Source organism: Acidimicrobiales bacterium (assembly GCA_025455885.1).
Taxonomy (GTDB): domain Bacteria; phylum Actinomycetota; class Acidimicrobiia; order Acidimicrobiales; family Acidimicrobilacustridaceae; genus Rhabdothermincola_A.
This window is the reverse complement of the sequence record JALOLR010000014.1, coordinates 53,115-71,888: the sequence shown is the minus strand read 5'-3', so window position 1 is coordinate 71,888 and position 18,774 is coordinate 53,115. Positions and strand designations below refer to the sequence as shown.

Annotated in this window: 17 protein-coding genes; 6 read left to right on the top strand and 11 right to left on the bottom strand. The window is 70.6% G+C overall.

Annotated features, from left to right (window positions below; genetic code table 11):
* Together MUE36_12470 and MUE36_12465 are read left to right on the top strand one after the other, a co-directional pair.
* On the top strand, positions 1 to 285 hold a 285-nt coding region (locus tag MUE36_12470), incomplete at its 5' end, for an enoyl-CoA hydratase-related protein (GenBank protein MCU0311741.1).
* 34 nt (positions 286 to 319) lie between these two features.
* Positions 320 to 1,687 carry a long-chain fatty acid--CoA ligase gene (locus tag MUE36_12465; protein ID MCU0311740.1) on the top strand — a complete coding sequence of 456 codons (1,368 nt, stop codon included), beginning with the start codon at positions 320 to 322 and terminating at the stop codon, positions 1,685 to 1,687.
* A 61-nt stretch (positions 1,688 to 1,748) separates the two neighbouring features.
* Here MUE36_12465 and MUE36_12460 read toward each other — a convergent pair whose 3' ends face one another.
* The 3 genes from MUE36_12460 to MUE36_12450 all read right to left on the bottom strand — a co-directional run bounded on the left by MUE36_12460 (position 1,749) and on the right by MUE36_12450 (position 5,046).
* The gene (locus tag MUE36_12460; GenBank protein ID MCU0311739.1) at positions 1,749 to 3,422 is read right to left on the bottom strand and encodes an HNH endonuclease; all 1,674 of its coding nucleotides are present in this window, start codon (positions 3,420 to 3,422) and stop codon (positions 1,749 to 1,751) included.
* 378 nt (positions 3,423 to 3,800) lie between these two features.
* Positions 3,801 to 4,178, bottom strand: a complete 378-nt coding sequence (locus MUE36_12455; GenBank protein ID MCU0311738.1) for a pyridoxamine 5'-phosphate oxidase family protein — start codon at positions 4,176 to 4,178, stop codon at positions 3,801 to 3,803.
* Between the two features lie 16 nt (positions 4,179 to 4,194).
* On the bottom strand, positions 4,195 to 5,046 hold the full coding sequence (locus MUE36_12450) for an enoyl-CoA hydratase/isomerase family protein (protein MCU0311737.1): 852 nt from the start codon (positions 5,044 to 5,046) through the stop codon (positions 4,195 to 4,197).
* A gap of 85 nt (positions 5,047 to 5,131) precedes the next feature.
* On the opposite strand from MUE36_12450, the gene MUE36_12445 reads away from it, so the two are divergent.
* Both MUE36_12445 and MUE36_12440 read left to right on the top strand, forming a co-directional pair.
* Complete coding sequence (locus MUE36_12445) at positions 5,132 to 6,052, top strand: SDR family oxidoreductase (protein MCU0311736.1); 921 nt, start codon at positions 5,132 to 5,134, stop codon at positions 6,050 to 6,052.
* A 72-nt stretch (positions 6,053 to 6,124) separates the two neighbouring features.
* Positions 6,125 to 7,297: a thiolase family protein gene (locus MUE36_12440; GenBank protein MCU0311735.1), complete on the top strand. Its 1,173-nt coding sequence runs from the start codon at positions 6,125 to 6,127 to the stop codon at positions 7,295 to 7,297.
* 126 nt (positions 7,298 to 7,423) lie between these two features.
* Here the strand turns inward: MUE36_12440 and MUE36_12435 are convergent, their stop codons facing one another.
* From MUE36_12435 to MUE36_12420, 4 genes are all read right to left on the bottom strand, one after another.
* Positions 7,424 to 8,788 (bottom strand): ABC transporter substrate-binding protein, encoded by a 1,365-nt coding sequence (locus MUE36_12435; GenBank protein ID MCU0311734.1) that lies wholly within the window; start codon positions 8,786 to 8,788, stop codon positions 7,424 to 7,426.
* A gap of 154 nt (positions 8,789 to 8,942) precedes the next feature.
* Positions 8,943 to 9,617, bottom strand: a complete 675-nt coding sequence (locus MUE36_12430) for a TetR family transcriptional regulator (GenBank protein ID MCU0311733.1) — start codon at positions 9,615 to 9,617, stop codon at positions 8,943 to 8,945.
* 144 nt (positions 9,618 to 9,761) lie between these two features.
* Complete coding sequence (locus MUE36_12425; protein ID MCU0311732.1) at positions 9,762 to 10,538, bottom strand: SDR family oxidoreductase; 777 nt, start codon at positions 10,536 to 10,538, stop codon at positions 9,762 to 9,764.
* A gap of 53 nt (positions 10,539 to 10,591) precedes the next feature.
* Positions 10,592 to 11,635 carry a hypothetical protein gene (locus MUE36_12420; GenBank protein MCU0311731.1) on the bottom strand — a complete coding sequence of 348 codons (1,044 nt, stop codon included), beginning with the start codon at positions 11,633 to 11,635 and terminating at the stop codon, positions 10,592 to 10,594.
* Positions 11,636 to 11,760: 125 nt separating this feature from the next.
* Between MUE36_12420 and MUE36_12415 the strand changes: the two genes are divergently transcribed.
* On the top strand, positions 11,761 to 12,222 hold the full coding sequence (locus MUE36_12415; protein MCU0311730.1) for a nuclear transport factor 2 family protein: 462 nt from the start codon (positions 11,761 to 11,763) through the stop codon (positions 12,220 to 12,222).
* Between the two features lie 46 nt (positions 12,223 to 12,268).
* On the opposite strand, the gene MUE36_12410 is transcribed toward MUE36_12415, so the two are convergent.
* Positions 12,269 to 13,354 (bottom strand): ecdysteroid 22-kinase family protein, encoded by a 1,086-nt coding sequence (locus MUE36_12410; GenBank protein ID MCU0311729.1) that lies wholly within the window; start codon positions 13,352 to 13,354, stop codon positions 12,269 to 12,271.
* A 52-nt stretch (positions 13,355 to 13,406) separates the two neighbouring features.
* On the bottom strand, positions 13,407 to 14,123 hold the full coding sequence (locus tag MUE36_12405) for a PIG-L family deacetylase (protein ID MCU0311728.1): 717 nt from the start codon (positions 14,121 to 14,123) through the stop codon (positions 13,407 to 13,409).
* 212 nt (positions 14,124 to 14,335) lie between these two features.
* On the opposite strand from MUE36_12405, the gene MUE36_12400 reads away from it, so the two are divergent.
* On the top strand, positions 14,336 to 15,520 hold the full coding sequence (locus MUE36_12400; GenBank protein MCU0311727.1) for an amidohydrolase: 1,185 nt from the start codon (positions 14,336 to 14,338) through the stop codon (positions 15,518 to 15,520).
* A gap of 145 nt (positions 15,521 to 15,665) precedes the next feature.
* Here the strand turns inward: MUE36_12400 and MUE36_12395 are convergent, their stop codons facing one another.
* Both MUE36_12395 and MUE36_12390 read right to left on the bottom strand, forming a co-directional pair.
* The gene (locus tag MUE36_12395; protein MCU0311726.1) at positions 15,666 to 17,042 is read right to left on the bottom strand and encodes a PKD domain-containing protein; all 1,377 of its coding nucleotides are present in this window, start codon (positions 17,040 to 17,042) and stop codon (positions 15,666 to 15,668) included.
* 110 nt (positions 17,043 to 17,152) lie between these two features.
* Positions 17,153 to 18,727 (bottom strand): AMP-binding protein, encoded by a 1,575-nt coding sequence (locus MUE36_12390; protein ID MCU0311725.1) that lies wholly within the window; start codon positions 18,725 to 18,727, stop codon positions 17,153 to 17,155.
* Positions 18,728 to 18,774 lie beyond the last annotated feature (47 nt).

Genomic DNA, 18,774 nt, shown 5'->3' with positions numbered 1-18,774 from the left:
GTCGTCGATCCGCCCGAGCGGTTGCGGGAGCGGGCCCAGGAGCTGGCCGAGACGATCGCCCGCAACTCGCCGGCGGCGATGGCGGCGTCGAAGCGGGCGTTGTGGCGGGCGTTGGAGCTGGGCCTGACCGACGCCTGCCGGGCCGGTGCGCAGGACCTGGTGTCGATGTGGGGTCACCCCGACCAGACCGAGGGCCCGGCGGCGTTCGCCGAGAAGCGCGACCCGGTCTGGGCCGAGCCGATCGACCCCGTGGGGGTCGACGCCCACGGCGAGAGCGACACGTGACGGGCCGGTCTCGCCCGAGGACCCGGCCCGGCCGGTGAACCTGGCGGCGCTCCTCCTGGAGCACCCCTTCGCCGACGACGAGGGGCTGTTGCACACCGTCGATCGCTCGGTGAGCGCCGGCGAGGCCCGCGGCGCGGCGCGGGCGCGGGCCGACGAGCTGGTGGCGGTTCTCGGTGACGGGGGCGGCCTCGCCGGCCGGGCGGTGGCGGTGCAGCTGCCGAACGGGCCGGAGCTGGTGGCCACGATGGTCGGGGTCTGGGCGGCCGGGGGGGTGTACGTCCCGGTGAACCCCCGCTTCCCGCGGGCCGAGGTGCAGGCGGTGCTCGACACCACCCGCCCCGTGGGCCTGGTCACCGAGTCGGGCGTGGAGCGCCTGTCGGACCCGGAGGACTACGAGCCCGGCGTCGCCTTCGTGATGTGGACCTCCGGCACGACCGGCCGGCCCAAGGCCGTCCGCCACGCCCACGAGGCGTATCTCGAGCTGCTCGACCGGGTCCTGGGCCCGCTCCGGGCGCGCCTGCCGGGTGCGGAGCCCGCCCGGTCCCCGACGCCGAACCTCATCCCGGTGTCGATGGCGCTCAACGCCGGTCTGTACAACGCCCTGTTCGGCCTGCGGGCGGGGGCCGCCCTCGTGATCATGGACCGCTTCGAGCCCCACGAGTTCGCCGAGCTGGTGCGCCGCTTCGAGATCCGCTCCACGGTCCTGCCGCCGGCGGCCATGGTGATGCTCACCGACTCCGACGTCACCGATCTGGGCCCGTTGCGCTACGTGCGGTCGATCACGGCGCCGCTGTCGCCGCTGCAGGCCCGGCGCTTCGTCGACCGGTTCGGCCTCCACGTGCTGAACGGGTACGGGCAGGCCGAGATCGGCGAGGTGATCGGCTGGACGGCGGCCGACGCCAAGGCCCACCCCGAGAAGGCCGGGGCGATCGGCCGGCCCCATCCGGGGGTGGACATCCGGGTCGACGCCGACGACCGCCTCTGGGTCCGCCCGCCGAACACAGCCGTGGGCATCGAGGAACGCCTGGACGCCGAGGGGTTCGTCGACACCGGCGACCTGGCCCGGGTCGACGACGACGGGTTCGTGTGGATCGAGGGTCGGGCCGGCGACATGATCAACCGCGGTGGCAACAAGGTGGCGCCGTCTGCCGTGGAGGAGGTGCTGCGCCTCTCGCCGGCGGTCGACGACGTGGCGGTGGTGGCCGGGCCCGACGACCGCCTGGGCGAGGTGCCGGTGGCCTTCGTGGTCGGCCGCCCGGTGACCGACGACGAGCTGCTGGCGCTGTGCCGGGAGCACCTGGTGGCCTACAAGGTGCCGGCGGCGTTCCACTGGATCGACGAGCTCCCCCGCAGCGAAGTGGGCAAGGTCCTCACACGCGACCTCCAGGCCCGCCTGACCTGAGAGGCAACCACCACCCGTCGGCCGCACGACCTCCGAGCTCACCCCCGCCGCCCGGGCGTCGTCACCCGGAGTCGTCGAACAGTGTGCCGGTCCGCTCGACGTCCTGATCGGCCTTCGCGGCGATCCCACCCCGTGCCCCTTCCCGTGGGCCGGCACCTGCCCCGCCGGTTGCTGCTGGCGCGGCGCCTGCGTGCCGATTCGGCGCAGCGACTGTCCCGACGCCTGTCCCGGCGCGTGCGGCTGTCGCGGGGGCTTCCGTCGTCGTCGCCGCTGTTGCCTCGGCCCCGGCCCCGGCCCGACGCGCGGTTGGTGGTGCCGTGATCCGCACGGGACCCGGCGAGGTGGCCGCGGGTCGGGTCGGGCCGTGGCGGGGGTGGCTGGTGACGGTGACCCCGGCACGCGTGGCTCGGAGCTCGCCGTTGGGATCGCCGGAGAGGCACCAGCCGCCCTCGTGGACGGCATGGTGGTGGTGCCAGCACAACATGGTGAGGTTGCCGAGCACGGTCGGCCCGGGGAAGGGGACCACGTGGTGGGCCTGGAGGAACCGGGTGGCCGTGCACGACCCGAAGCGACAGCCTCGGTCTCGCTGCATGATGACGCGACGCATGGCTGGGCTGACCGTCCGTGCGGAGGTGCCCACGCCCACGGCGATGCCGGCTCGGTCCTGGACGACCACCTGGACCCGGCTGTCGCAGAGCAACCGCCGTGCGGTCTCCACCGGGAGCAGCGTGCCGTCCTCGAGCTCGGCGGTGGCACCGGCGAGGGCTGCGGACCTCTCGGGCGCACGGGCGGAACCCTGCGGTGTCGAGCGGGCATGCTGGGGTGGCGCGCCTCCGTGGGTCGCTGCGGTTGCTGCGGTCGCCCCTCCGTGGATCGCAGCGGTCGCCGCGTCGACGGTGTCGAGGTCGGCGATGAGCACCACGTTGGCCCGGTCGGGGTCGGCGTCGTCGGCGATGGTGGCGCCGGCCAGGGCCAGCAGACCGTCGGCGCGGCGTTGGTCCGGGGTGAGCGGTGGCGCGTTGCCCTCGTTGCCCTCAGCGGTGCCCCTGGTGCCATCAGCGGGGCCAGCGGTGGTGCGGCGTTCGGCGCCATCGGTCCTGGGATCGCGCCCCCGAGGTGCCGCGGCGCGGTCGATGGCCGCCAGGAGCCGGTGGCCGTCGTCGACGGGCATCGCCCCTCTGAACCGGAGCTCCAGGCCGTCGGTCCAGGCCCGGAAGTGACGGGCGTTGCGGGCGGCGCGGTGGTCGGCGCTGGTCGGGCGAGATCTCTTCGCCGCCTGACGATCGAGCACTCCGACGGGTAGGGCGGAGGCTTGGGCGGCCCACTGGCGGTCGGTGGTCGGATCGGCCAGCTGGGCCGCAGGCCGCGCTTGGGCGGTGGAGACGTCGCCGCGGGCGGCGGCCTCGGCGAGGTTGGGGAGTCCGTCGAGCTGGCGGGCGAGGCGAAGCTGGTCGTTGGCGGCGCGTCGACTGACGCCGAGCCCGTTGGCCGCCCAGTCGGCGGCATCACGAGACCCGTCGACGGTGAACGCCCGTCGCTCGTCGATGAGCGCCAGCAGGCGTCGCTGTTGGTGCTCGACGGCGGAGATCACCTTCTGCAACTCGGCTGCGGCGGCGCGCAGCCCCTGGGGGTCGAGGCGGTCCCAACCGAGCTCGGGGAGCGCCCCGTCGGCCCTGCCCGGGTGGGCCTCGAGCACCGAGAAGGCCCGCCCCAGGGTCGCCAGGACCGCCGGCACCGGGCTGGTCGACGCATTCTCTCGACGGGCCGGCCGGCCGAGTCTCCGCGGTTCCGCCGCCGATCCGGCGGGGGAGAGACCACTGGCACCGAGGTCGCCGCCACCGACATCCCCACCGTTCCCGGCTGCGGTCATGTCGATCCTCCCCTCACGAGTCGCCGGGCTCAGGCCACGGAACGCAGTGCCTATCGGGGCACCCGGAGGTACCGAAGGGGAAGAACCATGACGCTACCTGATCGAACACCAGTACGCAATCGGTCTCTCGGTGAAATCTTCCTGACCGCCTCTGCTCTGTCACGGCGGGGGCTCGCGGAGCTCGCCCATCTCGTCCCGCGATCGGCAACGAGACCGCCTGCCCGGCCCGCGGCGGCGGTCGGTTCAGGGACCCCCCATCAGCCAGCGGGTCACGTCGATCCTCAGCAGGGCCACCTCGCCGATGTCGTCGTCCACCTCCACGGCGAGGTCCCAGCCGTACTTGTCGAGGAACGCCGCCGTCACCGGTTCCGGGAACGGTCGAGGGACCGCCGTGGCCCGACCCTCGGCCACGAGCGGGTCGTCGCCGCCCTCGAGGCTCACCGAGACCGAGGGGTTGGCGGCGATGTTGCGGGCCTTCACGCTCGCCGCCCCGGTCCCGATCCAGAACCGCTCGTCCACCGTCACGAACCACACCGGGGCCAGGTGCGGTCGGCCGTCGGCTCGCACCGTGGCCAACCACACGTTGCGCTCGCGGAGGAGTCGATGGTCGTGCCGGCCCACGCTGCGTCGCCCAGCCCTACAGCCGTCCGTCGGTGCGGAGGTCCTCGGCCACCCAGGAGGGGTTGCGGCGCTCCTTGAACGACACGAACCCCTCGACCGCCTCCGGTGCACCGAGGCTGGCCTCCATGGTCATGCGGTCGTAGGTGCCGTAGCCGTCGCCGATGATGCGCTTCACCTCCATGTAGGCGTTGGGCCCGCAGCGACAGCAGGCCTCCAGGGCCTCCACCGCGGCGGTCATGACCGCGTCGTGTGGCACCACCCGCGTCACCAGACCCCAGTCGAGCGCCTCTTCGGCGGACACCACCCGGCCGGTGAAGAGCATGTCCTTGGCCCGTCCCGGGCCGATCTGGGCGGGGAGGTAGGTGGCGTAGCCGGTGTCGGCGATGCCCCGGTAGAGCTCTGGCGCCCGGAACGTGGCCCGGTCGCTGGCCACGGCCACGTCGGAGAGCATGGCGATGAGCAACCCCCCGCCCTGGCAGAGGCCGTTCACCGCCGACACCACGGGCTTGGCCGAGCGGCGCACGGCGTCGAAGGGCACGGTGTCCATGCCCAGCAGCGCGGGCCCACCCCAGTCGTCGACGGGGTCGCCACCCAGGTCGCCGCCGGGGATGAACACGTCGCCCGTGCCGGTGATGAGCAGACCGGCGAGGGTCGGGTCGGTGTTGACCCGGTCGATGGCGTAGCGGATGCCGAAGTACATGGCGCCGGTGAGGGCGTTGCGCCGCTCGGGTCGATCGACGGTGCAGTGGGCCAGGCTGCCGTGGCGTTCGAAGCGCAGGTACGGCGACCCCAGCCAGTCGCCCTCCGGTGGGCGAGGCGGCGTCCGGCTGGGCTCGGGTTGCGCGCCGGTCGCGTCGACATCGCTCATGGGACCCCCTCTGGTCGAGATGTATAAGGTATCCGCCGCGACCCGGCCGGATCGGCCGTGGGCTCAGTCGGAGGTCGGAGGACCCATGGGGATGCTCGACGGCAAGGTGGCCATCGTGACCGGCGCCGGTCACGGCGTGGGCCGGGGGCACGCCATGGAGCTGGCCAGGCACGGGGCCATCGTCGTCGTGAACGACCTCGGGGGATCCGTGGAGGGTGAGGGCGCGTCCCGCGCCGCCGACGACACGGTGGCGCTCGTCGAGGCCCGCGGCGGCACCGCCGTCGCCAACTACGGCGACGTGTCCGACCACGACCAGTGCGGGGCCCTCGTCCAGCAGGCCATCGACACGTTCGGTCGCCTCGACATCGTCGTGAACAACGCCGGCATCGTGCGCGACGCGGCCATCTGGAACATGCCGGTGGAGAACTTCGACCTGGTGCTGGCGGTGCACCTCCGGGGCACCTGGTCGATGTGCCACCATGCCGCCAGGCACTTCCGGGCCATGTCGAAAGCCGGCGAACCGGTCGCCGGGCGGATCATCAACACCACGTCGGGCGCCGGGCTCACGGGCAACTTCGGTCAGACCAGCTACGCCACGGCCAAGGCGGCCATCGTCGGCCTCACCCTCACCCTGGCCCAGGAGCTGGCCAGCTCCGGTGTGACCGTCAACTGCGTCGGGCCCTCAGGCCTCACCCGCATCACCGCCACGATGCCGGGCATGCCGGACTCCTTCGAGCCCGACGAGATCGGTGACGACGAGTTCCACCCGATGGACCCGGCGAACGCCTCGCCGCTCGTGGCCTGGCTGTCCTCCGACGACGCCGGCTACGTGAACGGCCAGGTCATCCGAGCCCTCGACGACCGCATCATCTGGATGCAGGGGTGGCGTGAGCGCAAGACGATCTCGAACGACCAGACCAAGTGGGACGCCACCAAGCTCGGTGCCCGCATGGGCGGCGAGGTCTTCGGCGTCCAGCCTCAGGGCCTGAAGTTCGAACAGGCCTGACCGAGTCACCCGAGTCAGCGAATCGCCGAACACCCGAACACCCGAACGACGGAACGGAAGCCAGAGGAACCCATGACCGAAGCAGTGATCGTCGCCGCCGCCCGCACCCCCATCGGCCGGGCCCGCAAGGGCTCCCTGGTCGGGGTCGACGCCTTCCAGCTCGCCCAGACCGCCGTGGGGGCCGCCATCGAGCGCAGCGGCGTGCCCGCCGCCGACATCGACGACGTCGTCGTCGCCGAGTCGCTCCAGGGTGGCGGCGTCATCGCCCGCTACGTGGCCGTCGAGCTCGGCCTGACCAACGTCCCGGGCCTGGCCGACAACCGACACTGCGCAGCCGGGCTGTCGGCGGTGCAGATCGGCGCGTCGTCGATCCGTGCCGGCATGGACCGCGTGGTCGTGGCCGGTGGCACCGAGAGCCTGTCCACCTCGCCGTCGTCCACCAAGCGCCTCGAGCTCGGCGCTGAGCCGGTGCAGTGGATGTCGCCCAGCCACCCGGCCACGCCCGATGCCCCGCCCTTCGACATGACCATCACCGTGGGCAACAACGCCGCCGTCGAGGCCGGCCTCACCCGCCGCGACGTCGACGAGTGGGCCGCCTACTCCCACGGACAGGCCATCGAGTCGATCGACAACGGCTGGTTCGACGAGCAGATCGTGCCGGTCACGGCGCCCCAGCTCGACGGCACCACCAAGGAGTTCTTCGTCGACGAACATCCTCGGCGCGGCGTCACCGTCGACACGCTCGCCGAGCTGCCGGTGCTGCACCCCGAGATCGAGGGCTTCACCGTGACCGCCGGCAACGCCGCCGGTATCAACGACGCCGCGGCCGCGGTCGTCGTGACCGCCGACGACTACGCCGCCGCCAACGGGCTCACGCCCCTGGCCCGAATCGTGTCGTGGGCGTCGGTGGGCATCGAGCCCGCCCGCACCGGGATGGCGCCCACGCTGGCCATCCCCAAGGCCCTCGAACGGGCGGGCATGGGCATCGACGACATCGAGCTCTGGGAGATCAACGAGGCGTTCTGCTCCGTGCCCGTCGCCGCCTACCGGACCCTGGGCATCGACCCCACCATCCTCAACGTGAACGGCAGCGGCTGCAGCCTCGGCCACCCCATCGCCGCCACCGGTGCCCGCATGGTCGTGACGATGGTCCACGAGCTGCGCCGCCGCGGCCTCACCACCGGCTGCGTCTCGATGTGCGCCGGCGGCGGCATGGGCTCCGCGCTGGTCCTGGAGCTCCTCTGAGCTGAGGGAGACCGAGCAAGGTTTGGGTTCAGCTGCGGCCTGATCGCGGGTCGCCGGGCAAGGACACAACCTCGCCCCCACGTCCTTGCCGGGTGGGCCCTCCGTTCACCGCTCGACGAGCGGTGCTCAGCCGCCTGTGTAGGCGGTCGATCTGCGGTTGGCGTCGAGCTTCGCCCCCTCGATGGCAGGAATCCCCTCGACGTTGGTGACATACGCGGGGTTGCACGCGAACTCGCCTTCTGTCGCGGGCATAGCCTGCTCGAAGGTGGTGCCCTGCATCTGGAGCACCATCACGCAACCGGGCGGAGTGTTCTCGGCGGGGTTCGATGTCGCATGGAGGCCGCCTCCGGTCCAGCTGGTGATCTTGGCCAGTTCGTCGAGGACGCACTGGCGGGTCAAGTTGTTCCCGCACCCCTTGGCGGCGGTTGCCCACAACAGGAACGCCGAGGTGGCCTGCGCCCCGAGGAGGGCTGGCTGGCCGCCGCCGGCCGACGCCAGGTCGATGTACTGCTGGGTGGCGGGGTTCGAGCTCGCCTGTTCGAAGGGGGTGAACGCCATTCGCGTGAACACCTTGTCGGCGTAGCCGTTCACGTTTGCGTTGGCGAAGTCTTGGACGTAGAAGTTCGAATCGGTCATGTAGAGCGGTTCGTATTCAGCCTGCGCGGCGGCATCGAGGAAGTTCAAGAAGTTCGGAATCGGAGAGCCGACGAAGTACACGACCTCGGCCCCGCAGTCCTTCAGCTTCTGGATGTACGGAGCCCACTGAGCCACGCCGGCGATCGGATAGGTCTGCTCGCAGTCGCCGAGGAAGTCCCAGCCCCACTTCGGGTAGGTCGCCCTCACCTTGTCCGCTACCTCGACGTTCGCAGCAAAGTCGGCGTAGACGAGCCCGGCCATTTTCACCTGCTCCGGGTATTGCTGGGCGAACAGATCGGCGTTTCCCGTGGGGGTCAGGTCCACCGGGTTGGGTAGGGCAACGTAGGTCATCGGTCCGTGGGCCACCGTCGCACTGACTGTGTAACCCGGCACCTGGGGCAGGCCGCAGCCCACGCGTGTCGCCTCTGCGCCTCCGTCGAGCGCCCACCCCTGGCCGACGAGCATGAAGACCTCGTTGCACGCTTCCTGCATCACGTTGGTGGCGTTCAAGATGGCGGCGTCGTAGTAGTTGCCGACGACCGTGCGGCCGTTGATGCCGCCCTGCTCGTTGCACCAGCTGATCATGGCCCTGACCGCCTCGGCCATCTCCTTGTTGAGGCCGGGCGCGGCCTGGTACCCGGCGTCGTCGCCGTATCCGATGGTGACGGAGTCGGCGGTGACACCCTGATCGCCCGAGGGGGTGTTGGTGCCGTCGGTAGTCCCACACGGCGAGGCGAGATCACCGAAAGCCTCGGCGGTTGCGGCAGCGGTCGTGGTGTCGGTCGAGCCGCCACCGCCGTCGGCGGAGTCGGATCGACCACTGCCACATGCTGTGGCGAGCAGTCCCAGTGCCATCACAACGGCCAGGAGTTGCTGGTGTGCCCTTCGCATTCGGGTGGTCCCCCTTCGATCAGCCCCGAAGCCGCTCAGGCGTGCTCACCAGGGGTGACGGACGTCACCTAAGCACATTACGCTATTACATAACACTGATACAATTTAGTCTTCGGAGTCATCGTTTACCGGCGCGACCGGGCTGGTCAGGAAGGTTGAGCCCTCGCCCGAAGCGGGCCGCCATGTCTGCCCACCCCCGCTTGGTGCGGGGCTCGATGCCTACCGCTTCCATGACCCCGAGGCCGACTTCCGCGGCCCAGGTGTAGAGCACAGCCTCGCGGATGTCGACGGAGGGATCGATGCCCAGCTCGGACCGATGCTCCTCGTAGGAATCGATCCACACCTGCAGGTGGCTCAGCTGCTCGTCCCGGAGTCGGTGTCGTGTCTCCTCGTCGTTCAACGCCGCAGCGGCTCCCTGGAGGATCAAGGCCCGGAGCTGGCGTCGGTCGGGATAGCGGCTGGAGAGGCGTCGCAGAGTCTCGACGTGGAGTGGTTCTTCAGAGGTGGTCGCCTGTCCGGTGATGTCGAGGGATAGGGATTCGAGGTCGGTGACGGTCCTCGAGCTGATCGCCTCGGCCAGTAGGTCGGCCTTGTTGCGGAAGTGGCCGTAGATCGCCCCGGTCGTCAGCTCGGCGGCGCGGGCGATGTCGCGTATGGATGTCTCCAGGTACCCGCGGGTCGCAAAGAGCTCGGCCGCGAGCTCGACCAGGCTGGCGCGCGTCGCGATCGCCTTCGCGCTCGTGCGGAGCGGCGGCCGCCGCTTGTCAGGGTTGAGAGGGGGAACGACGATCACCGCCTCGCAGTCGGATGGACCTGCATTCTGGCGTAGCGGTCAGCACATCGGGGTGCTGCGAGGCCATTGATCCGCCGTCTACGTGTCAGCGGGCTCGGCAGCGATGCCCGAGCGGGTGTCGGCTCGTTCTGTCTTCCCCCTCACTCACTTCATCATTCCGCCGGATACGGAGATGTCGTCGGCGGTGACGAACGAGGAGGCGTCGCTGGCGAGGTAGAGGACCGGTCCGACGATCTCGTGGGGTTCGGCGACCCGCTTGAGCAGGGTGCCCTCGGAGACCATGGCGAGGTAGTCGATGTCGCTGCGGGCTGCGGCGCCAGCGAGCATCTCGCTCATGAACGGTCCAGGGCTGAGGATGTTGACCCGGATCTTCCAGTCCGCCCATTCCATCGCCATGGCCCGGGTGAGGTTCTTCAGACCGGCCTTCGAAGAGCCGTAGGCGCAGATGTTGGGGCCCGGCCCGTATGCAGCCATCGTGCCGATGTGGACGATGCTGCCTCCGCCTCCGTCGCGCATCACGGGAGCGACCTGCTGGCTCATGCGAAGGGGCCCCTCGAGATTGACTGAGAAGACCTTGCGCCAGTAGTCGAGGGTCATCTCGCCGACGGTGACCGGGGCGGGGTTGATGCCAGCGTTGTTGACCAGGACGTCGATGCGATCGAACCGCTCGACGACCTCGTCGACGAAGTCGGGGATGGCATCCCAGTCGCCGACGTGGCACGCGAGGGGCAGTACCTCGGCGCCGGTCGATGCCCGGATCTCGGCGGCGACGTCGTTGCAGAGGTTCTGCTTCCGGGAGCTGACCACGACCTTGGCTCCAGCAGCGGCGAGGCCCTCGACCATGGCCCGACCGATTCCTTTGGTTGAGCCGGTGACGATGGCCACCTTGCCGTCGAGGTCGAACACGTCGCTGTTGTTCATCGGGCTTGGTCCGTTCTGTGGATGATGCGTGGTGGAGTGGCGCCGTGGCGCTTCTAGGAAGCGCTTATCCAGTCGGTGGTCGGGGCGATGGTGTAGGTGGCGATGAGGGCCCGGATGAAGTCGGAGTCGTGAAGCGGATCGGTTGGGTCGGCGACCACGACGCCCCGGTTCCTGAGGTCGGCCAGGAGGCGTTCGAAGACCTCGTCGAAGGTGAGGTCGTCGCTGTGGTCGGCGGCCTTCTCGGCCTCGGCGCGATCGGCGTAGAGTTCGGCGCTCCAGTGGACCAGCAGGCGCATCTCGTCGGGTCGGTAGCGCCGGACCACCTCGCCGTCGGTCGTGATCGCCCAGTCGTCGCGGTTGGCGTCGTAGCCCAGCAGCGATCGGTGTCTCAGCCCCGGGATGTCGCGCTCCTCGGGCCGGCCGACGGGGTCGCCGCGATGGAACATCACCTCGTTCTGCACCACCACGCCCTTGTTCCAAAGCGGGTGCTCGAGGACGCGAGGCTCGCCGTGGGGCCCGTCGGGCCAGTACGTGAAGGTCCCGTTCTCGCCGAGGTACCACCAAGTGATGACTTGGGCCATCTTCACCATGTGCTCCTGGAAGAGCCCGGACTTGCCCATCACGTTCTGCAGCCACACCGGTGAGTTGTGCAAGCGGATCCCCCGGAACTGGACAGCGTCGAGGTGCGCGCTGAGCCCGGTGTGGTGGGGTCCGCACAGGTTGAACAGCATGTGGGTGGGCTGGGCGTAGGCGACACCCCAGTAGTCGCGAACGAGGTCGAGGAACTTCAGGTTGTAGAAGCAGTCCTCGATCTCGGTCTCGAAGCACGTCGAACCGTTGGCGATGTAGCCGCGGAAGTGGCCGGTGGCGACATCGTCGAGCGTGAGCTCGAGACCTTCCGGCATGACCCCGGTGGAGGTGGCGATCAGCTCCTCCACCGTGTCGAAGTGGTGCGCAGTGATCGTCGGCCACGGGCCCTTCGTCTGGATCATCCGGACGATTCGGTCGTGTTGGTCGTCGGTGTACACGCCCTCGATCACACGTGGCGGAGCCACCGGTCGCAGGACTGCTGCCATGTCGTCGTCGCTCAGCGCCATCTCGCTTCTCCCTGGCTGCGGCCCTCTCCGGGGCGCCCGCCCTTAATGTAACATTGCTATCTGATGTGAGTGTCTCGAGGTCCCGGCGGCGTGAGGCAGGCCGGGCGAACCAGGGGGAACGATCGATGATCCAGCCGAGCGATGCCGTCCAACTGCTGACGAAGTGGTGGTTCGCCTACGACAACGCCCTCTTCGACGAATGGCCGAAGATGTGGAGCTACGAGCCGCACTTCTCCTGTCGCACCGATACTGGTGCCACGGCCTTCGAGGACTTCGTCAACGCCGATGTCATCGGCCGTGACGAAGTGATCGCCTGGCAGATCCACCACCGCATGAACAGCCCGCATCCGCTGCGCCACCATGGCACCAACGTGCACCTGACCCGCGCCGACGATACGACCGCCGACTTCCGCTCCTACATTTGGGTGACGCAGATCGTCGGTGGGTCACCATCGCCGCTGTCCACCGCCATCGTGCACGGCTCGCTTCGGATCGAGGGCGGTGAGCTGCGGATCTCCGACATGAACGTCGTGCTCGACACCGAGGACTCGACCCTCCTGGCCGAGAAGCAGCCGGCCGCACCGTGACCCTCCTCGGCCCCTCGCTCGGGTTCGGATCTTCCGCCGCTTACGTTCAGAGCAACTCGTACGGACGCAGGTCGCGGATGGCGGCCAGCGAGCGGGTGATCATGGCGGTGAACATGGCGTCGCTGGCGTCGTTGGGGTCGGTGGCGTACACCGCGCCGAGCACGGTGATCATGGGACCCTGCACCACCCCGAGCCGGTAGTCGTCGAAGCACTCGTCGAGGTCGTGGTCGGTCACTCCGTGGGCGGCGAGGGCCTCGTGGTAGGCGGCGACGAGCTCGCGCTCGTGGGCCCGCCGGTCGGCGACGTCGAGGCTGGTGGCGAGGAAGTAGCCGATGTCGCGACCTGGTAGGCCCAGAGCCAGGGTCTGCCAGTCGACGGCGCTCACGCCCGCACCGTGCGCGGGGAACATCAGGTTGTCCGGTCGGTAGTCGCCGTGGATCACCGAGAAGCGCTCCGGGCGGGTGAGGAGCCAGTCGGCCAGGTGGGCCGGCACCTCGCGCAACGTAGCGGGATCGTCGGGGCCCATCCGGGCCTCGAATCGCTCGAGGAACGTGGGGATGGCCCCGTCGAGCACCTGGGCGTAGAACTCGGCGCCCTCGCGCTCGTGGCGCTTCAGCCACTCGATCTGCAGTAGTGAGTCGTCCTTCCAGCGCGGGCCGTGCAGCCCGGCAAGGTTCACCACCGCATCGCGGGCCTCGTCGACGGTCACGCCGCGCACCTGGTCGCCGGGCACCGACGGGGCGAGGTCCTCCAGCAACAGCACGAAGCACTTCCAGTCATCGGCGATGGTGGCGTACCAGCACCTCGGGGTGCGCACGGCCAGCGTGCCGGCCAGCTCGCGGTAGAAGCCCACCTCGTTGCGATAGCCCTCGGCGATGATGTCGCGCGACGCCGGGTCACCGGCGGCCATCTTCGCCACCAGCGTGGCCGGCGCGCCTTCGGCTTCGGCGGAGGCGGGGTCGGCGTAGTCGAGCCAGAGCCGGTAGCTGGTGCCCATCTGCCCGGTGCCGACCCGCTCGAAGCGCACCCCGGTCACCGGGGTGGTGATGTCGCGGGTGGCCAGGGCCGCCGTGACCCACTCGGGGGTGAGGTCCTCGGGTGCGTCGCACACCGGCGGCGAGTCGATGGTCACGATCGGTCCTCCTGGGTCGGGTCGGTGCCGATGATGCCAGTCGGCGAGCGCGTCACAGCTCGACCAGCTCGAAGGTGGTCGCCGCCGCGACACCCAACGCCGGGCCGGCCGCTTCGGCCATGCCGCGAAGGAACGGCTCGGGGTCCTTGCCGGTGGTGCCCTCGGGCAGCGCGTCGAGGTAGGTCTGGTGGGCGAGTAGCGACGCCACCCCGGCGTCGATGGTGTCGGTGATGTCGACGGCGTGCGTGGCCTGCGGTGAGCCGCCGAAGAGGGCGAAGCGGGCCCCCGACCACGGCGGTCCCCCCGCCCCGGGGAAGACCCAACGGTTGCCGGCGTCGCGGGCGGCGTCGATGAGGGCGATGCCCACGGCGCGGTGGTCGGCGTGGTTGAAGCCCGCGCCCCACGAGTCGCGGTAGTTGATGCTGATGAGCACATGCGGACGGTGGCGCCGGATGGCGGCAGCGAGGTCGCGCCGCAGCACGATCGACGCTTCGACCAACCCGTCGGGGTGGGCCAGGAACTCCACGTCGTGCACGCCCACCGCGGCCGCGGAGTCGCGCTCGTCCTGCTGGCGCAGCCGCGCGCACTCCTCGGGCGCCATCGTGTCGATGCCGGCCTCACCGGACGTGACCATGCAGTAGGTGATCGTCTTGCCCTGGCCGGTCCAGCGGGCGACGGCGCTGGCCGCGCCGTACTCCAGGTCGTCGGGGTGGGCGACGACGGCCAGGCCCCGCTCCCAGTCCTCGGGTACCGCGTCGAGCGTGGTCATGGGTGCCTCCTGGCGGCGACGGGCGCCGCGTCGCGCCTGCGGCGACCCTACCGGCGAGGCGTCGTGCGGGGCCGTGGGTGCTGCCGGTCCGGTGGACCCCGAGGCGGACGCTGCACACGGTCAAGTATCGGCCTACGCTTGGACGTGCTCGTGGCGACGCGGCGAGCTGCACGGGGTCGACGGGGTCGACCCGACCAGACCAGGGGGTCCACATGGCCGAGGAGCTCAAGGCGTTCGACGCCGACAACCACTACTACGAGGCGCTCGACGCCTTCACCCGCTACATCGAGCCCGAGTACGCCAAGCGGGCCATGCAGTGGGCCGAGGTGAACGGCCGCCAGATGCTGCTCGTGGGCGGCAAGATCAACCGCTTCATCCCGAACCCCACCTTCGACCGTCTGTCGGCACCGGGCAGCCTCGAGCAGTACTTCCGGGGCAACAACCCCAAGGGCGAGAGCGTCAAGGACCTCTTCGGTGACCTCGAGCCCTGCGACCCCGCCTACCGCGACCGCGAGATCCGGCTGAAGACCATGGACAGCCTCGGCATCGAGGGGGCCCTCTTCTTCCCCACGCTGGGCGTCGGCATGGAACAGGCCCTCAAGGACGACCTCCCCGCCGCGCGGGCGGCCTTCCGGGCGTTCAACAAGTGGCTCGACGAGGACTGGGGCTTCGCCTACGAGGAGCGCATCTTCGGCGTGCCCTACCTCACCCTCTCCGACCTCGACAACGCCGTCGAGCAACTCGAGTGGTGCCTCGAGCGCGACGCCCGCGCCGTGCTCATCCAGACCGGCCCGGTCTCCACCGCCGAGGGGTTCAAGAGCCCGGCCGACCCCCGCTTCGACCCCTTCTGGGCCCGCGTCCAGGAGTCGGGCGTGGCCGTCGTGTACCACGGCGGCGGCAACGCCTACCAGGACCTCATCACCATGTGGGGCGAGTCGGCCGAGATGGAGGCCCACCGGTTCGAGCCGCTGCGTTCGGCGCTCTCGCACGACGCCGTGGCTGACACGTTCGCGGCCATCGTCCTCCACGGCCTCCTGCACCGCTTCCCGCACCTGCGCTTCGCCGCCATCGAGACCGGTGCCGACTGGGTCGCCCCGCTGCTCAAGCGGCTCGGGAAGATGTACAGCCAGACCCCGGCGGCGTTCCCCGAGGACCCCCGCGAGGTGTTCAAGCGCAACGTCTGGGTGTCGCCGTTCTACGAGAACGACCTCGCCGGCCTTCGCGACATCATGGGCGCCGACCACCTCCTCCTGGGCTCCGACTGGCCCCACACCGAGGGCCTGGTCGACCCGCTGTCGTTCACCGTCGACCTCACCGAGGCGGGCTACACCGAGGACGAGCAGCGGCTGATCATGCACGACAACTGCAAGCTGCTGGTGCAGCGCCAGCCGCACTAGACGAAGCGCCACGGCGGCGCTGAGCGCGCTCGGCTCTTCGGTTCACCGATTCGGGGCGATCCTCGACCGGCGGCTCGCTGGTCGCATCCCGCCGGTCGCGAGACGCCGACCAAAGGGGTTCACTTCAGCGGTTCGGAGGCCGATCTCAACCGGTGAAGGCAGGGATTGCGTTGATGGCGCCCGCCGGAGGCGTCTCGGCGGGTGGCACCGCGACGGCGATCGCGGTCTGGGCCTCAGGGCCTCCGTTTCTGTTCATCGCTCGTCCGGTGAACACCTTGGTGGTCGACGTGCCCGCGGTGTTGGTGACCCGGAGAGTGGCCGTGTAGTCGCCGCCGGCGGCGTAGGTGTGTTCGACGATCGCTGCGGTGGTCGTCATCACCTCGCTCCCGTCACCGAAGTCCCAGGAGTAGCTGGCGATCTCACCGCACGGGGTGGTGGAGCTCGAGGCGTCGAACGTCGTCGGCTGACCGGCAGCGGACGGATCGGCCGAGGCGGCGGCGACCGGCGCCTGGTCAGCGCTCAACGCCCCCACCCCGAGGGGAGTGCTCGGCAGCGAGATGGGCTCAGCCGACGCACCGGTCGTCACGTCGATCGAGGTGAGTGCGTCGGGGCTCTGCGACACCACGAGAGCGGTTCGGCCGCTCGGGGTGAGGACCTGCCAGAGTGGCAGCGACGGCCCTGTCGGACCGGTCACCACGCCCGAGGAGATGTCGAGCTGCAGCATGCCGATCCCAGAACTCATCACCGCAAAGGCGCCGTCGGGGTCCAGCTCGATCCCGTAGGGGCCGAAGGGCAGCGGGATGGGTGCACCAGCCGTCTGGGTGGTCAGGTCGAAGGGCGTCACGATGCGGCCGAGGTTGCTCGTGATGTAGGCAACCCTGCCGTCGGGTGCCACGGCTGAGGTGTAGGCCGGTACGGAGATCGTCGGTCCGAGCGACCCCGTCGGGAGGTCGACCAGGAGGAGTCCGTTGAACTCGGAGGTGAGGAGGGCCGTGCGCCCGTCCGGTGTCAGGGAAGTCCCGTACGCCCCGGGGAACGGGAGGTCGATCGTCCGCTCGACGGTGCTGGTCGTGGGATCGATCACGTCGAGGAACCCGCCGCTGCCCAACAGGAGCCTCGATCCGTCCGGGGTGACGACGGGGCCACTCACCGGGCCGCCCTGCGGAATCCGGTCGAGCGACATCTCCCGCTGGATCTCGCCCGAGGGGAGGGCCAGTGTCGTGAGCGTCCAATAGGGCGCCGCTGCTCGGTTGCCGAGCACGTAGGCCGTCCGCGCATCCGGCGAGATCGTCACCGAGTAGGCGCCCTCCACGGTGATCGGCGTCCCGAACTCCCGCGTCACCACGTCGACGGGGAGGACCTGATCGATGGACGGAAGGGCCACGAGAGCCGTGTTGCAACCGATCTCGAGGCCTGCCGCGCCGACCGGCCCGACCGGAGCGAGGGCGACCGCTGAGCTGGCCCAGAGGAGGGCGGCGGTGGATGCGACGTAGAGGTGCTTCGTCCCGATCCGGCCTCGCATGGTCTCGCCCTCGTTCGTCGCCGCTGACTACAGAGATCGGCTGGAGGTGGTCGGACTTGAGTGGATCGATCCGCCCGGCTTTCGGGGAGGGAGCGCTACGCCGAGCGCGGTCAGATCGCGAGCAGCGACCGCCGCAGGTCCTGGGTGAGCACCTTGCCCATGGCGTTGCGGGGGATCGAGGCCCGCACCTCGACCCGCTCCGGGCAGGCGTAGCGGGCCAGGCCGGCGCCGGTGCAGTGCGCTCCCAGCGCGGCAACGGTGGGCAGGTCCGCACCGGGCGCCATGACCAGGACCGCGCAGACCTGCTCGCCGGTGCGCGGGTGAGGGAGGCCGACGACGGCGGCGTCGACCACCCCGGGGTGGGTGCGGACCACGTCCTCGACCGCCTTGGCCGAGATGTTCTCGGCGTTGCGCACGATCAGGTCCTTCAGCCGCCCGGTGATCTCGACGTGCCCGGTGGGCCACTGCACACCCAGGTCGCCGCTGCGGAACCAGCCCTCGTCGTCGAAGGCGGCGGCGTCGAGCGAGGCATCGGCGTAGCCGAGGAACATCGGCGCGCCCTTGAGGCGCAGCTCGCCCTCCTCGCCGGGCGCGCACACCGAGCCGTCGGCGGCCACGACCCTGATCTCGGTGCCGGGAGCGGGGCGGCCCTCGGTCCGACCGAGCTGTTCGTCGGTGTCGTCGAGCGACGCCTGCGTGGCCAGCGGGAACTCGGTGAGACCCCACGCCGACACCGTCCCGGCCCCACCGAGCGCGGCCTTCACCCGCTCGTGGTGCCCGGCGGGCTTGGCCGCCCCACCGCTCGTGCAGGCCTTCAGGTGGGGGTAGAGCGGCTCCGGGCCGTGGCGCTCCTGGGCCGCCATGTACGCCAGGTGGAAGGGCAGCGCCGAGCCCAACAGGGTGGCGCCGGCCTCGGCCATCACCTCCGGGCTCGTCGCCGGGTCGAAGGCGTCGAGCAGCACGAGGCGGCACCCCGAGTGCAGCGCCATGGCCAGCATCACCGGGCCGCCGATGTGGGCGATGGGGAAGGCGATCGGGTACACGTCGTGGCGGTCCATCCGCAGGCGGGGGACCATCCCGTTGCACCCCGCCATCACGGACGCGTCGCTGTGGCGCACCCCCTTCGGGCCGCCGGTGCTCCCCGAGGTGGAGAAGACCCACCGGGTCTCGTCCGTGGTCGGCGGCACCGCCGGGGGCAGGGTGGCCGGGTCGCCCGTCGCCAGGGCCAGGCCGCCGGTGGAGGCCGCCGACCGGTGGTCGACGATCCGCACCGCGGCCTGCGGGGCCAGGTGTCGGACCATCGCCTCGTGGTCGAAGTCACGCCACACGCCGGGGACGACCACGAGGTCGGGGTGCACCTGGTCGAGGACGCTGGAGACCTCGCGCTCGCGGAGCATCGCGATGATCGGGTTCTGCACCACGCCGAGGCGGGTCAGCGCGACGCTGAGCACCAGCGCCTCCAGGCACGTCGGGAGCTGCCAGCTGACCGAGGAGCCGTCGCCGATCCCGTCGCCGTGGAGTGCGGCCGCCACCGCCAGCGCGGTGTCGCGGAGACCCTCGGCGGTGAGCTCGCGGCCCAGGTCGTCGGCCAGCACCACGTGCTCCGGCGTGCTGGCCGCACGGCGCTCGACGAGCTGCCAGAAGCTGTCGGGGTGCGCCGGGGCCCGGTCGGCGGTGTCGTCCATCGCCTCAGACAACCACGTCGCGGACCCGGAGGCGCTCGTCGTGCCAG